The organism is Faecalibacter sp. (assembly GCF_057177045.1).
Window position 1 is genome coordinate 1,690,731 of sequence record NZ_CM169987.1, and the last position, 15,608, is coordinate 1,706,338.

Consider the following 15,608-nt stretch of genomic DNA (forward strand, 5'->3'; position numbering starts at 1 on the left):
ATATACCGATATAAATAATTTTCCTCAAACCTAAAACCAATATTAATGGAAAGCCCACTTGTTAGTATTAATATTCCTGTATATAAATGTGAAAAATTTATTACCAAATGCCTAGATTCAGTAAGAAATCAAAGTTATCGTAATATAGAAGTTATTCTTGTAAATGACTGTACACCTGACAATAGCATACAAATTATAGATAATTACAAACAATTACATCCAGAGTTTAATTATAACTTAATTTCACATCATTCCAATCAAGGACTTTCTGTTGCTCGAAATACTGGTATAGAAAACTCTACAGGTAAATACATTTATATGTTAGATAGCGATGACTATATTACAGAAGATTGTATTGAAAAATTAGTTCAAAATTCAGAAGAATATAAGTGTGAAATAAGCGTTGCTGAAGTAATTTGCGAATATGAAGATACTGGTGATAGAAAACAACTATTTCAAATTAAAAGTCCATCTCATATAATAAAAGGTAATGAAAAAATATTTGAAGCTTTCGTTAATGGTTATTGGCCTATTATTGGTCCTAATAAATTGTATTTAAGAGAATTTATTGAAAAACATCATTTAAGGTTTGTAAAAGGTTTATTTTCACAAGATGAATTATGGGCTTTTCATTGTGCCGAAAAATTAGAGTCCATTAGTTTTATTCCAGATGTTACATATATTTATTATATGAATTCTGCTTCAACTATTTTTAATAAAACAAAAATAAATTTCGAAAATCATCAAACAATTGTAGAATGGTTTACTAAATCTTATAACAATTCTGATAACGAAAGAAAGACTCTTATCAGAAAAAAAATTGTGAATTTTAAAAAACTTACTCTACAAATGCAATATAAGTGCATGAGAGAGGATGAAGATTATTGGAAACAGAACTATAATCGTCTTAAAAAAGTTCCTAGTTTAACTTTATTAGATTATATAAGTTCCGATTTTACTAAAGAACAAAAAAAGGAAAATTTATTACTAAATCTTCCTTCATCTTTGGGATTTTATATTTTTAAGAAACGTTATGAGGGTTGGAAATAATATTTAGATAGTATACTTCTTAAATATTTCTCTTTTTCAAAAAAATTAAAATCATAATCCAACTCATGAATATCTATCGAATAATGCTCTCCTTTGTTTTGAACGATTTTTTTTGATTTTTTATTAAGATTTTCTTCTAAGGCAGAAACAATTTCATCAATGTAATAATTATGAACATAAGCTACATTAACGATTTCATTGAAAGAATTTGAATTAATATATTTAAGAGTAATATTTTTCACATCTTCTACATCTATTAAATTTCGTGTTGCATTTTGATGAATCACTAATTCAGACTCGTTTATAATTTGACGGTAAAGATAATTTATCAACAAATTAGGATTTCCTCCCTTTCCTACTGCATTACTTATACGTAGAATTAAATATTTAGGTGCAGATTCTTTTATCACTTCCTCCATATGTAATTTATGTAAAACATAAGGACTATTATATTTTGAGGAATCGTATATGGAGCATGTACTAAAGTAGATGAATAGTTTATCCGAATTCAAACGAATTGTTTCTTCTATTAAATTCTTTTCTCGAGAAAATTCCTTATTTCTAGTTTCTGAAGAATTTGACACTCCAGAGGCAAAAAATATTATATCTTCTCGATCCACTTCGTAAAATTGAGAAGCAATTAGACCTTTACCTATAATCATAAATTAATAATCTTAAATTTTTTATTAAATAATACGATAGCAGATAATAATAAATTAACATCTTTAAATTTAGAGATGATTGAAGATTCTATATCATTTAATTGAAAATCCCAATAGGCATTTAATGCCGATAATTTTGCTCTTAATGGAATATTTTCCTTACTCAATTCTTTAAAAAAAAATGAAGCTCCATAAGGACATTTTTTTAATAATTGCCAAGATTTACTTGTTAGTCCATCATCTAAATAATCTGCAAAATAAAGCTTTTCACTAACATAAAGTGTTTTGTATTTTTTTCCAATTAGTCGATAAACATACGATTCTCTAAAAAAAGTCTCACCTTTAAATTGAGGGTAAGGATACTTTCTTTGAATATCCGTTTTAAAAGCTGTCGCAAAATCGCCTACTATTTTATATTGATAGACTAATTCATTATGTGTTAATAAAATTTCACCATTAGGAATTTCTTTTGAATAAATACGTCGACCATTATTTTTTATTGAATAACAACCTAATCCTATTCCTGCTATTAATTTATTATCTTTTATTTCTTTATATTTTTTTTCTAAGTATTCAATTGTATTTTCTGCAATAAAATCATCACTATCAACAATAAAAAATAAATTACCTTTTGCTTTTTGTGTTCCAAAATTTATAGCAATATGTTTTCCTTCATTTTCTTTTTTAAAATATAAAATAGGAAAATTTGATTTGGAAATAAATGTTTTTATTAATATTTCAGTATCATCAGTACTTCCATCGTCAACAATCAACCATTCAAAATTTTTAATAGTTTGATTTGATAAGCTTTCATATAATTTTGGTAGGATATAAGCGCGGTTATAAGTTGGCGTGAAGATGGTGATCATATAAATTTTGTTCTACTTAAATTTCTTTTTGTAATTATGAAAAAATATACCGATAAGAAACTTTTTATGTTGTTTATTGTGAAACCGGTAAAGAAAAGAGCTTTATTAATTAATTTATATTTTTTATCTCGTAACAGTTCAATTATGAATTTCTTATTTGTTTCATTAAAGATATTTTTTAAATTTTTAGAGTACATACCTTTTTTAATTAAGTAATCTCGAATAATACGTCGGGCAATTATATAATTATAAAATCTTTCGTACTTACTTTTCGGATTGTTCGAAATGTTATTGTTGTGAATTCTATTGTGAACAAAAATTTTGCTTATGTAGTCAAAATTTGCTTTATCATATGAAAAAATTTTACAAAATAATTCCCACTCCTGAGCAGCTTTTAAATCTTCATTGAATCGTAAATAGTTTTGCTGTAAAAAAAATGTTTTAAAAATAATATTGTTGGTTAAAATATTAATTTTACCTGATACATAGTTATGTAATATTAATCCATTTGTTTCAAACTTAGATTCTTTAAGATAGTTATAATTTCCCATATATCCTAATTTTGTAATAACGTATGCTAAGTCTGATTTTTCAAATTTAGTTATCACTTCAATTAGGTAAGTTGTAGACATCACATCATCACTATCAAACCAATTGATGTACTCTCCCTTGGAAAGATCAAAACCATAATTTCTTGCTCCATTTCCCCCTGGTTTGTATTGTTTTGGTCGATGATGATATTGTATACGAGAGTCTTTGTTAATATAATTCTTTAAGACCTCATCTGTATTATCTGTACTCCCATCATCCACCACAATACATTCCCAATTAGTATAGGTTTGTGCAATGATTGAATCGAGGGTCTCACCAATCAGTTCTGCTCTATTGTAGGTAGGAATAATGATAGATACTAAAGGTTGTTCGGTCATTTATAAAATTGTTTTCTTAATAGGATAGTTCTGTAAATCAACGAGAACTTTATCCTTCTTAAATTACCTATTAGGATACAAACTTGACGGCAACAGATTACTTGACCTATTGGGTCAAGTGATGTTGTATAATTTATTGTTCAAACGCAATGATTTCCGCTTGAATGTAGTCTACATAGTGTTTAAGTCACGCAAATATACAGAATTAGATTTGGAATGACATGTATTTTATAATATTGTTGTAAGGGTAAAATGATAAGGATGCAACGAGGCAGAAGAGGCATGCGGTTGCTCAACAACTGTCACACTCATGACAGGCAAGGTAAAACCAACAGAGAATAAAGCTTCTTCCCTCAACTGTATTTCAATTTGATGCAAAGGTTTTTCTTTTTCGGAAAGAGGAAAATAGAAATACTGTAGATTGACGAGGTCTAATTCTAAACTTTCGTCACACTGCATCCATGCAAATGAAATCTCTAAGCACGAATTAGGGTGTTTTTGAGCACAAGATCGAAGTAGATTCATGCTTATCATCAAGCTGTTCTTCTCCAACGAATAAGAACAATCCAACGGATATAATTTCGAGTTTTTATTTAATTTTAGTTGTTGAAGCCTCCGTTCCTCATAAGCTTGTTTCAATGCTAAATATAAATTTTCTTGATCCGATTGTTTTCTAACCTTAGAAAAAAAAGATACCAATTGATTGTGAAAGGTTCCATCTTTTTGTCGCCATATCATAGGATTAAGTGCTTTTTTAAAACGCCCTACGAATGTGGCGACTTCTTTGAAACGTTGTTGTGCTGCTTTGGTATTTGGGTGTTCATGGGATTTTCCATTTACAAACCCTCCTGTATTTTTTTTGACAAATGATTGTCCATTACGTTCAAAAAAGATCAAGTCTCCTACTTTTCCTCTGATACTAAATAAACTGTCTAACTTTGCCATAATAGTATTATATTTACATTACTGAATGTCAATAGTTTAAATTTACTATTATTTTACAATACTTCAAAATTTATTCGATTTGAATATTCTTTCTATAACGCCTTTATACTACCTTTATATCGCTTTTATAGCCCTTCTATACCATGGTTTATTCGACCTAAAAAGGAAGATAGAGTATAGATAAAGGCACCTACTTAGGTTATAGTTTAGTTTAGCTTTAAAATACTCGTGTATAAATCTAAATGCTGTTGTGCAATTTGTTTGGGGTTGCAATTTTCCTTTCTGATATTATAAATTCAATTCGACACTTATAATATTAATCATTTTATATAATAATACCTTTTTCGAATGTTTATTGAAAATGGTAACATAAATAAGAAAATTATAGATTCAGAATTATAAAATATTGAAATCTAAAAAAATGTAAGATTTATCTTCTTTTGATAAAGTCAAATTATGAATAGATTGTTGAAAGGTTTTACTTATTAAATCTTTTTGTTTTTTTAAACGATCGACTTCTTTAAAATTAAATAATAATGTATTCTTTATAATTTTATTTCGAATAATATTTAATTCTTTTTTGTGATTAAGTGAATGATTTGGATTAGAAAATTCTAACAACAACTTCCTTTCATTTGAAATACTAGGGTTAAAATATATAGAATTATCCCTTCCTTCGCGGTCATGATAAATAAAAACTTTTGGATAAACTCCAATTTTAAGCCCTTTGTATTTTAATCGATGTATATAATTATCGTCCTCTGCATAATGAAAAAATGTTGGACTAAAACCTCCTACTTTTTCAACACACTTTTTTGTTAACAACCATGCAGCAGCACAAATAAAACCTGATTCGTAAATTTTAGGTTTAGTTTGATTTAACACAAAGTCTGAATATAATTCTTTACAACTACTTGGTACAATATAATTCGAAAAATTATAATCTAATGCATCACCTTTTCCATTTAAATGAATAGGACTTATGACTCCAAATTCTGGGTTATTATAAGATATTTTAATTAAATCTTCTATTGTATTCTGATCTACCCAAGCGTCTTGATTTAGTAGAAAAAAACACTCTGCCCCTTGTTCTAAAGCATACAAAATTCCTTGATTATTTGCACCTCCAAAGCCTTTATTTTCTTTGTTTTCTATCAAATGGACATCTGAATAATTTGATTTGATGAAAGCTACAGATTCGTCTGAAGAATTATTATCAATGGCTACAATTTGACATGGTAAACTAGAGTTAATAATTGAATCGAAACATTTTTGAATCCAATTATTTCTCATACCGTTGTAAATAACTATTATACTATAAATCAATTTTTAAATATTTTTTTAAAATACGTTTAAGTTTTTGAGAAAAAGTATATTCAATTTTCGGACGATAATATTTACCATACTTGTTAAAATTTTCTTTATGTCGCCTATAATATAATAATCCTTCATTAATATATTCAATATTAGCACCTTGGTTGATTAGTCCATTCCATAAACGTAAATCTTCAGTAGTATATCTATGTCCTTCTTTATATTTTTTATATCCTACTTTTTTAGCAAGTTTTACATTATAAAAAATTGAACCGTGATGATTTCCTTCTCTATTCCAATAAAAATCTCCTTTATATAAATTTAATTTATTAGACCAACTTTCTAACATTTCATCTTTCAATTCCCCTGTCACGATAATATCGTATGTTACTACATCCGCATTCTTGCTTTTTAATAATTCAACCGCATCAGATCTTAGCCAATTATCTGCTCCAATAAACATACAAAAGTTTGTAGTGACTCTGTTTAACATATCCTGGAAATTAGCGACGGTACCCAAATTTTTTTTACGTAGAATAAATTCAACTTGAGGATATAATTTAACTAAATGTTTACAATCTCCAATTCCATCATCAACAAAAAATATTTTATCTGGCATTACTGTTTGGGATAAAATTGATTCTATACAATGTGCAGCTAAATGTCCATATTTATATGAAGCTATTACAACTGTTACGGATTTATTTTCCATATAATTTAGGTTAATGTTTGTTTTACTTCAGATTCAAAAAATATAGGTGCATAATCTGCCAATTCTAAACCTTCCACTTTAAACTTGACATAATCTCTATAAATACATAACCATTCTTTAATTTTATCTTGGTTATTATCCGTATTTACCGCTAACATATAGGTTATCGAATACTCCCCATTTATCAATCTAACATCTTTTAAATCAATACATAAATTTGATTTTTTCTCACCAATAAAATAATCATGAAAACGATTAGTATATATAGAGCCTATTACTTTCATATCTTTATCACTGATACGAATAACTGCAAAATATTCTTTGTAATCTTTTTTAAGATCAACATCAAATTCTAATTTGATATCATGACCAAAAGGTAAGTTGATTGGATTATGCTTACCTGAATTAGCTTCAAAATTTATCTCTTGATCGTTTATTTTAAAATTAGATAATTCCGCACCTTCTTGCATTTCTATTAACCCTAATTTATCATTATTAAATTCATTAAGATAAAGATCGATTCCTTTATGGATATTTGTGCCTTGATAATATGATTTCCCATGACGCATAAACAATACCTGATTACATGTACGAGTAACATCTGGCATGGAATGACTTACAAAAATTACAGCCGCATTTTGCATAATTTCTAATGTCTTATTAAAGGATTTAATTCTAAATCCTACATCTCCTACGGCTAAGACTTCATCTAAAATTAAAACATCTGGTTCAGTAAAAGCGGCAACCGAAAAACCTAAACGAACTTTCATACCTGATGAATAATATTGTACTGGTGTATCGATAAACTCCTCAAGTTCTGAAAAGGCTAAAATCTCATCAAATTTCTGATCAATTTCTTTTTCCGTCAAGCCTAATACAGCACCATTATTATAAATATTCTCCCTACCCGTCAGTATAGGATTAAATCCTGCAGTAAGCTCAATTAAAGCATTTACTCTTCCTTTCATGGTAATTTTTCCACGATCAGGAGAAATTAATCCTGTTAAGACTTTTAATAATGTCGATTTACCCGCTCCATTATGTCCGAGTAAGCCTAAACATTCACCACGTCTCACTTCAAAACTAATATCATCTACCGCCCAAAATTCTTTAGGACGTAAATCTCTTTGTTTGCTACTTCCAAAAAAACTACTTCCCAAATCTTGTAAACCGTATAATAATCCTAAATTGAGGTTTTTACAAAATTTCTTCGAAACATTTTCAACTTTTATTAAAACTTCTTTTTCCATAATTGATTATTACATACGTTCTACAATAATTGGAATAGATATACGATAGAAAATCCACCCAATAATAAATACAATTAAACTCACAATAAATATAATCAACAGATAGAAAGGTTGATCCCATCCATACCCTGATAATAAGTTACGTGTTGAATTAATAATTGGTGTTAGAGGATTAATCCCTATTAATTGGGATAGGAATGGATTTTTCATTTCTTGATACACTACTGGAGTGGTATACATTAAAAAAGATAAAGCCAAAGGAATTCCTCTACCTATATCTTTATATAACATACCAATTGGTGTAATTAATAATCCTATTGCAAAGCCGAATAAAATCAAAAACAAAATCATACCCAATCCAAAGATGATTTCTAAACCTGGTATAATTTTAAAAGCAACTAATGCGAAACCTATAATTACTAACTTAATCACGGTATTAAAGATAACCTTATAAAAGCCCGAAAGTAAAATTGCCTCTTTTGGAAAATTAATTTTAGAAATTAAAGATTTTGCATTTGTTGTGGAAATTAACGGTGAATTAATACTTTCAGAAAATACACTCCATAACATGGATCCTATAAATACAAATAAAGGATAAGGCAACTGATCTGTTTCTATTTTTATAGCACCAGACATACTTAAGAATATCCAAACTGCCGCATTAATTAAGGGGGTAATAAATGCCCAAAGGATCCCTAAAATAGATTGTCGATATTCAGCTTTTTTATCTCGAATAAAAAGTCTTTTTGCAAGTTCACTCGAAGAAATCAAATCCTGAAACATTGCTTTGATTTCTGCTATAAATCCAGTCTTTCTTTCAGATGTATATATCGTTGTCTTCAACCCCATACTACTCCACTATCGATTTCAAATACGCTCCATATCCACTTTTACCATACTTTTCTGCAGCAGCTAAAAGTTGTTCTTTATTGATAAAACCTTTGCGATAAGCAATTTCTTCAATACAAGAAACACTCACCCCTTGGCGTTTTTCAATAACACGAACAAACTCCGATGCTTCATGTAAAGATTCAAAAGTTCCCGTATCTAGCCATGCAGTACCTCGATCCATGATCCCAACTTCCAATTCTCCTTTCTCAAGATAAACTTTATTGACATCTGTAATCTCTAATTCTCCACGAGAGGAAGGTTCCAAATTCTTTGCGATTTCAACTACTTGATTATCGTAAAAATATAATCCTGGAACAGCATAATTTGATTTTGGATGTGTAGGTTTCTCCTCAATCGATAAAGCTTTTTGATTTTCATCAAAATCGACTACTCCATATCGTTCTGGATCGCTTACTTGATAAGCAAAAACACATCCTCCTTTTACAGAAGTTTTGGATTCTAATAATTGCTCTAAACCTGTTCCATAAAAAATATTATCTCCAAGCACTAAAGCCACTGAATCTTCTCCAATAAAATCTTCTCCAATGATAAAGGCTTGTGCTAGTCCATCTGGACTTGGCTGAACTGCATATTGAATATTACACCCTATCTGAGATCCATCTCCTAATAAGCGTTGAAAAGGCTTAGAATCATGTGGTGTAGTAATAATTAAAATATCTTTAATCCCAGCAAGTAAAAGAGTTGATAAAGGATAATAAATCATCGGTTTATCATATACTGGCATTAATTGTTTACTAACAGCAATAGTTAGCGGATAAAGTCGTGTTCCTGAACCTCCGGCAAGAATAATTCCTTTCATAAATTAGTTAATTTGTAAAAATGAAGATTTGTAAAATCAACCTTTTTTTATTTTGTTATACAAAGCGTTTAACTGATTTGTAATTAATTCAATTTGATTCCTAAAGTTTTCATATTCATCATAACTAATCCATTGTAAATCTTTAATAATGATTAAATAATTTAGCAATTCTATAGCAGAAGAAAATGATTGATTAATAAATCTTGCCTTGTCGTTATTTGTTTTCCTTGATATTCCTTCAGCAATATTAGCTGAAATACTTATAGTCGATCTTCTAATTTGACTTGTTAATCCGAATTGCTCTTTTGAAGGAAATTTTTCAGTTAATAAATATATTTGTACTGCTAAGTTTTTGGAATTTATCCAAACTTCTAATCGTTCAAAATAAAATTGCTTAGTCATTTATTTCCTCATTAACGAATTAACAAATTATCAAATTCACTCCATTAACTATACTGCTTCTCGTAATAATTTTGATAATCCCCTGAAGTGACATTATTAAGCCATTCTTCATTCGACAAGAACCAATCAATTGTTTTTGACAAACCTTCTTCAAACGTTACTGATGGCTTCCAACCTAATTCTTGATTAATTTTTGTAGCGTCAATTGCATAACGTAAATCGTGCCCTGGACGATCTTTTACAAATGTGATCAATTGTTCTGAAGTTCCTGCTTCACGGCCTAATTTTTCATCCATTTGTTTACACAATTCTTTCACCAAGTCGATATTCTTCCATTCGTTAAATCCTCCAACGTTATACGAATCTCCATTTTTACCTTCATGAAAAACTAAATCAATGGCTTTGGCATGATCGATTACAAATAGCCAATCGCGTGTATATTTACCATCACCATAAATTGGAAGTGGTTTACCATTTAAAATATTATGGATACATAATGGGATTAATTTCTCAGGAAAATGATTCGGTCCATAATTATTTGAACAGTTCGTTAAAACAATCGGAAGACCATAAGTGTCATGATATGCACGAACAAAATGATCTGATGATGCTTTAGAAGCTGAATAGGGTGAATGTGGATCATATTTTGTCGATTCTGTAAAGAATCCCTCATCTCCTAAAGCTCCAAAAACCTCATCGGTAGAGACATGATGAAAACGTTTTCCTTCATAATTACCTGCCCAAATATGTTTTGCAGCATTCAATAAATTAACTGTTCCTATCACATTAGTCATCACAAATTCTAATGGATTAGTAATCGAACGGTCGACATGTGATTCGGCGGCAAGGTGAATTACACCATCTGGTTTATATTCTTCAAAAATATCTAAGATCTGTTTTGCATCAACAATATCAGCTTTTACAAATTGATAATTGCTGTGATCTTCAATATCTTTTAAATTTTCAAGATTACCAGCATAGGTTAAAGCATCCAGATTAATAATTTTATATTCTGGATATTTTAATACAAATTCTCTAACAACGTGAGAACCGATAAAACCTGCTCCACCTGTAATTAGTATCGTTTTCATTCGTTTATTTCAGTTATATTGATGTTCATAGGAGTTACTTATATGAACGTATTTTAAAATTAATGGACTTATTTTAAGCAACCTGGATATTCAAATCACAAAAAACAAATTTATAATTTTTTGAACGATTTATAGTGAATAGAGGTTTAAGTTTATTGTATTTCCATTTCTTACAGCATTTTAATCATAATTTTAAAAATATGATAAGTTTCAAATTTAAACGTTAAGAAAATATTTGTACGATTATATTTATAATTAAATTAGCAAAAAATATTCATCAAACAAAATGTCTGTTACAAAAGAAATAAAAAGAATCACGACTGAGACTTTACGTAAAATGAAGTTTGAGGGTGAGAAAATATCAATGTTAACTGCTTACGATTTCACGATCTCTACATTAGTAGATAAGGCAGGAACAGAAGTGATTTTAGTAGGAGATTCAGCGGCAAATGTAATGGCTGGTCACGAAACAACTTTACCAATCACTTTAGACCAAATGATTTACCACGCACAATGTGTGGTTCGTGGCGCTAAACGTGCGTTAGTCGTAGTGGATTTACCTTTTGGTACATACCAATCAGATCCACAAAAAGCTTTGGATTCAGCGATTCGTATTATGAAAGAATCGGGTGCTCATGCCATCAAATTAGAAGGTGGTCAAGAAGTAGCAGAATCCATTCGTCGTATCGTGAATGCTGGTATCCCTGTAATGGGACACTTAGGATTAACACCTCAGTCGATTTACCAATTCGGTTCGTACAAAGTACGCGCGAAGGATGAAGCAGAAGCAGAACAATTATTAAGCGATGCTAAATTATTAGAAGAATTGGGATGTTTCTCTTTAGTCATGGAAAAAATTCCAGCTGGTTTAGCATCTAAAGTAACTGAATCTATTGCAATCCCAACAATTGGTATCGGTGCTGGAAATGGATGTGATGGACAAGTTTTAGTGGTTCACGATATGTTAGGTTTAAACAACGAGTTCAAACCTAAATTTGTTCGTAAATACTTAAACTTAGAAGATCAAGTGGTTGGTGCCATCGAACAATACGTTGCTGATGTAAAATCAACTGACTTCCCCAATTCAAACGAGCAATATTAAGATAAGTCATATCTAACTTGAGTTTTGGAAAATGTTCCGTATAAACTTCGTATTTTTGTACAAGTTATACGAGCTTTTCCAAGGCTCATTTTTTTAGCACTTATTTTAATGCAACCAGAAATATTATTTGAAGATAATCATCTTCTTATTATCAATAAAAGAGCCGGTGAATTGGCTCAAGGCGACGAAACAGGTGACATTCCTTTAGTCGATAGCCTTAAAGACTTCATCAAAAAACGCGATAACAAACCCGGAAATGTATTCTTAGGTTTAGTGCATCGTTTAGATCGTCCAACTTCGGGCGTGATTATTTTTGCCAAAACATCAAAAGCTTTGACACGTATGAATGAGATGTTCCAAAAACGTCACATTGATAAAGTGTATCGTGCCATTGTGCAGAGCAAACCACCCAAAGATTTTGAACGATTAGAACATTACTTGCGCAAAAATCCAAAGAACAATAAAACAACCGTTTTTAATAAGCCTACGGGTGATGCCAAAAAAGCGATTTTAGAATATACGTATTTAGGCGCTTTGGATTCTTTTCATTGTGTAGAAGTAAAATTATTCACAGGTCGTTCACACCAAATTCGTTCGCAATTAGCTGCGGTTGGTTGTCCCATCAAAGGAGATTTAAAATACGGAGCAAAACGTTCGAATCCGGATGGAAGCATTTGTTTACACGCCTATCGCATCACATTTGAACATCCGGTTAAAAAAGAAGAAATGACGGTAATTGCTCCTGTACCAAAGGATAAAATTTGGCAAGCAACCAATCAATTTAATGCGTAATTTCACGTTATAATTCATTAAAATGAATACAGTATTTTATTTTATCATTTATCAGCTTTCAAGGTTACCGTTATCGGTACTTTACTGGTTTGCTGATTTCTTATATTTCTTATTGTACACCGTAATTGGATACCGAAGAAATGTGATTAAAAATAACCTGCGCAATTGTTTTCCTGAAAAATCAGAGAAAGAAATTGATCAGATTTACAAAGATTTCTACCGCTACTTTACTGATTATTTGGTTGAAACGTTAAAAGCATTTTCGATCACACAAGAAGAATTGGACCAACGTCATACCTTTTCGAATATGGAAGCTTTTGCAGAAATTAAAGCCGAAGGTCGAAATGCCATGATGATGAATGGCCATGTTTTCAATTGGGAATGGTACATCAATTTAGGGAAATACATGCCGATTGAAAATACGTGCGCGGTTTATCACAAAGTAAAAAATCCATTTTGGAACGAAAAAATCAATCACATTCGTGAACGTTTTGGAACAATCACAATTGATATGAAAGATGTCCTTCGCTTTATGATGAAAGCACCGAACGATGGAAGTCACGTTTTCTTATTCGTAGCCGATCAAAGTCCGAAGAAAAGTGCTGTTCATTTCTGGACAAAATTCTTTAATCAAGATACTCCTGCTTTCAACGGTTTTGAAAAAATTGCGATCCGAAAAAACATCGGTGTTGTTTATTGTAAGACCGAGAAAATAAAAAGAGGATATTATCATACAACTTTCGAACGCATGTATCCTGCAGATGGTGTTCAGTTCAAAGAGAACGAAATTGTCGAACAATTTTTTACCAAATTAGAAAATCATATCAAAGAAGATCCAGCAAACTGGTTATGGAGCCATAAGCGTTGGAAATATAAAAAAGAAGATTTCCAATGAAATTAGCCGTTGTTATATTAAACTGGAATGGTCGAAAATTATTAGAAGAATTTTTACCATCAGTCGTTGCACATACTAATAATGCTGAATTATATGTAATTGATAATGCCTCTACGGATGATTCAATTTCATTTTTAAATACACATTATCCACAGATTAAAATTGTTCAAAACCACGGAAATTACGGTTTTGCTAAAGGGTACAATGAAGGATTAAAACATATTGATGCCGATATTTATTGTCTCTTAAATTCGGATGTTGAGGTCACAGCCAATTGGACAGAACCTATTATGGAATTGTTCAAAAAAGATGCATCCATTGCTGCGATTCAACCGAAGATTTTAGATTATAAAAATAAATCGAAATTTGAATACGCTGGAGCTGGAGGTGGTTTTATCGATGAATTCGGTTATCCATTTTGTAGAGGACGTGTCTTTTTCGATTTAGAAGAAGACAAAGGGCAATACAACGACACCATCGAATGTTTTTGGGCTACAGGTGCTAGTTTATTTATTCGCCAAGAAGATTTTGTTCGTCAAAAAGGTTTCGATGAAGACTTTTTTGCCCACATGGAGGAAATTGATTTGTGTTGGCGTTTAAAAAATGATAACCGTAAGATTTATTATTGTGGACAATCAACCGTTTACCATTTAGGTGGCGGAACCTTACAAAAAAATAATCCAAAGAAAACATATTTAAATTTCAGAAACTGTTTAAATATGTATCTAAAGAATTTACCCAAAGATCAGTTGTTTCCGATTATCTTCTCCCGATTATCGTTAGATGGAATTTCAGCAATTGTCTTTTTATTCCAAAATGGATTTGGTCATCTTTGGGCGATCTTTATGTCGCATATGCATTTTTATAGAGATTTCTCGAAGATGTATAAAAAACGTGGACCTCATCAGATCAGAAATTACGGATCGAAAAAATTAATTCCGGTTCAATATTTCATTCAGAAAAGAAAAAAATACCAAGATTTAGAATAATTCTCAATACTCCAGTTCAATGAATTGGAGTATTTTTTTGATTAAATTTGAAAAAAGACACCACTAAAATGAAAAAATTATTTGCAGCTACTCTCCTATTCTTTAGCGCATGCATTTTTGCACAAGATAAATTTGAAGTGACCTATATTACACGTATCATTTTACCTGCTGATTTCGAATTTCAAGCTTCTGGCGGACGAGCAATGTCAAAAGATATGCAAGACGACTTCAAAAAAGCGTTACAAGAACCACAAGAAAGTACCTTAACAGTATTTGGTCAGCAATCGTTTTATAAAGCTATAGAAAAAATCAGTAATGATCAAGAAGCTTCAATGGGACGTTCGCATATGAAATTTATGCGCTTTGGTGGAGACAATATTTTTCAAGATTTAGCCAATGGAATCTATTATAAGGATATGATGATTTCGGCAAAAGATTATACCATCAAAGATCAATTGAAACCATTTGATTGGAAATTAACGCGTGAAACCAAAACAATTTTAGGAAACGAAGCACGCAAAGCCACATTCATGCAAAATGATCAAGAGTTAACGGTTTGGTATGCTACTAAAATTCCAAATAAAACGGGACCCGAAAATTATTGGGGATTACCTGGGTTAATTTTAGAAATTGAATCGCCATTAGATCAAGGTTGGATCAAAGGAAAACGTGTCATTACAATTGGTGATATTAAACCAATTACGAATACTAAACCGATTGAAGCTCCAAAAGTAAAAACAACTATTACTGAAGCTGAATTCGAAAAATTAAAAGAAGAACAACGTTTACGTGCTGAACAAATGAGAAATCAAGGTGTTGAAACCAAAAATTAAATACAAATTCTAAACTCCGATTAAACTAATCGGAGTTTTTTTTGTCTAAATGGTATCAAATA

17 protein-coding genes are annotated in these 15,608 nt (G+C 30.4%); 6 read left to right on the forward strand and 11 right to left on the reverse strand.

Annotation, left to right across the window (positions count from 1 at the left end):
- Positions 1 to 45 precede the first annotated feature (45 nt).
- Entirely contained in the window at positions 46 to 1,050 is a 1,005-nt protein-coding gene (locus AC1QSP_RS07895; protein ID WP_484078236.1) for a glycosyltransferase family 2 protein, read from the forward strand.
- Here the strand turns inward: AC1QSP_RS07895 and AC1QSP_RS07900 are convergent.
- The 11 genes from AC1QSP_RS07900 to rfbB all read right to left on the reverse strand — a co-directional run bounded on the left by AC1QSP_RS07900 (position 1,032) and on the right by rfbB (position 10,935).
- A complete protein-coding gene (locus AC1QSP_RS07900) occupies positions 1,032 to 1,712 on the reverse strand; it encodes an NAD-dependent epimerase/dehydratase family protein (RefSeq protein ID WP_484078237.1) in 681 nt (226 codons plus the stop codon). The genes AC1QSP_RS07895 and AC1QSP_RS07900 overlap by 19 nt on opposite strands.
- Positions 1,709 to 2,581 carry a glycosyltransferase family A protein gene (locus tag AC1QSP_RS07905; RefSeq protein WP_484078238.1) on the reverse strand — a complete coding sequence of 291 codons (873 nt, stop codon included), beginning with the start codon at positions 2,579 to 2,581 and terminating at the stop codon, positions 1,709 to 1,711. Before AC1QSP_RS07905 ends, AC1QSP_RS07900 begins: the two co-directional genes overlap by 4 nt.
- Positions 2,578 to 3,510, reverse strand: a complete 933-nt coding sequence (locus AC1QSP_RS07910; RefSeq protein WP_484078239.1) for a glycosyltransferase family 2 protein — start codon at positions 3,508 to 3,510, stop codon at positions 2,578 to 2,580. Before AC1QSP_RS07910 ends, AC1QSP_RS07905 begins: the two co-directional genes overlap by 4 nt.
- Positions 3,511 to 3,738: 228 nt before the next feature.
- A complete protein-coding gene (locus AC1QSP_RS07915) occupies positions 3,739 to 4,455 on the reverse strand; it encodes a hypothetical protein (protein WP_484078240.1) in 717 nt (238 codons plus the stop codon).
- 396 nt (positions 4,456 to 4,851) lie between these two features.
- Positions 4,852 to 5,781 (reverse strand): glycosyltransferase family 2 protein, encoded by a 930-nt coding sequence (locus tag AC1QSP_RS07920; RefSeq protein WP_484078241.1) that lies wholly within the window; start codon positions 5,779 to 5,781, stop codon positions 4,852 to 4,854.
- Positions 5,771 to 6,481: a glycosyltransferase family 2 protein gene (locus tag AC1QSP_RS07925; protein WP_484078242.1), complete on the reverse strand. Its 711-nt coding sequence runs from the start codon at positions 6,479 to 6,481 to the stop codon at positions 5,771 to 5,773. The genes AC1QSP_RS07920 and AC1QSP_RS07925 overlap by 11 nt, the downstream gene beginning before the upstream one ends.
- Positions 6,482 to 6,486: 5 nt before the next feature.
- On the reverse strand, positions 6,487 to 7,731 hold the full coding sequence (locus tag AC1QSP_RS07930; RefSeq protein WP_484078243.1) for an ABC transporter ATP-binding protein: 1,245 nt from the start codon (positions 7,729 to 7,731) through the stop codon (positions 6,487 to 6,489).
- Between the two features lie 9 nt (positions 7,732 to 7,740).
- Positions 7,741 to 8,580 (reverse strand): ABC transporter permease, encoded by an 840-nt coding sequence (locus tag AC1QSP_RS07935; protein ID WP_484078244.1) that lies wholly within the window; start codon positions 8,578 to 8,580, stop codon positions 7,741 to 7,743.
- Position 8,581: 1 nt separating this feature from the next.
- Entirely contained in the window at positions 8,582 to 9,442 is an 861-nt protein-coding gene (gene rfbA, locus AC1QSP_RS07940; RefSeq protein WP_484078245.1) for a glucose-1-phosphate thymidylyltransferase RfbA, read from the reverse strand.
- 36 nt (positions 9,443 to 9,478) lie between these two features.
- Positions 9,479 to 9,844 carry a four helix bundle protein gene (locus tag AC1QSP_RS07945; protein ID WP_484078246.1) on the reverse strand — a complete coding sequence of 122 codons (366 nt, stop codon included), beginning with the start codon at positions 9,842 to 9,844 and terminating at the stop codon, positions 9,479 to 9,481.
- A 44-nt stretch (positions 9,845 to 9,888) separates the two neighbouring features.
- A complete protein-coding gene (rfbB, locus tag AC1QSP_RS07950; RefSeq protein ID WP_484078247.1) occupies positions 9,889 to 10,935 on the reverse strand; it encodes a dTDP-glucose 4,6-dehydratase in 1,047 nt (348 codons plus the stop codon).
- A 286-nt stretch (positions 10,936 to 11,221) separates the two neighbouring features.
- On the opposite strand from rfbB, the gene panB reads away from it, so the two are divergent.
- The 5 genes from panB (at position 11,222) to AC1QSP_RS07975 (ending at position 15,546) form a co-directional block, all read left to right on the forward strand.
- Entirely contained in the window at positions 11,222 to 12,037 is an 816-nt protein-coding gene (panB, locus tag AC1QSP_RS07955; RefSeq protein WP_484078248.1) for a 3-methyl-2-oxobutanoate hydroxymethyltransferase, read from the forward strand.
- A gap of 108 nt (positions 12,038 to 12,145) precedes the next feature.
- Positions 12,146 to 12,829 (forward strand): RluA family pseudouridine synthase, encoded by a 684-nt coding sequence (locus tag AC1QSP_RS07960; protein ID WP_484078249.1) that lies wholly within the window; start codon positions 12,146 to 12,148, stop codon positions 12,827 to 12,829.
- Positions 12,830 to 12,851: 22 nt separating this feature from the next.
- Positions 12,852 to 13,724 (forward strand): lysophospholipid acyltransferase family protein, encoded by an 873-nt coding sequence (locus tag AC1QSP_RS07965; RefSeq protein ID WP_484078250.1) that lies wholly within the window; start codon positions 12,852 to 12,854, stop codon positions 13,722 to 13,724.
- Complete coding sequence (locus AC1QSP_RS07970) at positions 13,721 to 14,713, forward strand: glycosyltransferase family 2 protein (protein WP_484078251.1); 993 nt, start codon at positions 13,721 to 13,723, stop codon at positions 14,711 to 14,713. The genes AC1QSP_RS07965 and AC1QSP_RS07970 overlap by 4 nt, the downstream gene beginning before the upstream one ends.
- A 68-nt stretch (positions 14,714 to 14,781) precedes the next feature.
- On the forward strand, positions 14,782 to 15,546 hold the full coding sequence (locus AC1QSP_RS07975; protein ID WP_484078252.1) for a GLPGLI family protein: 765 nt from the start codon (positions 14,782 to 14,784) through the stop codon (positions 15,544 to 15,546).
- Positions 15,547 to 15,608 lie beyond the last annotated feature (62 nt).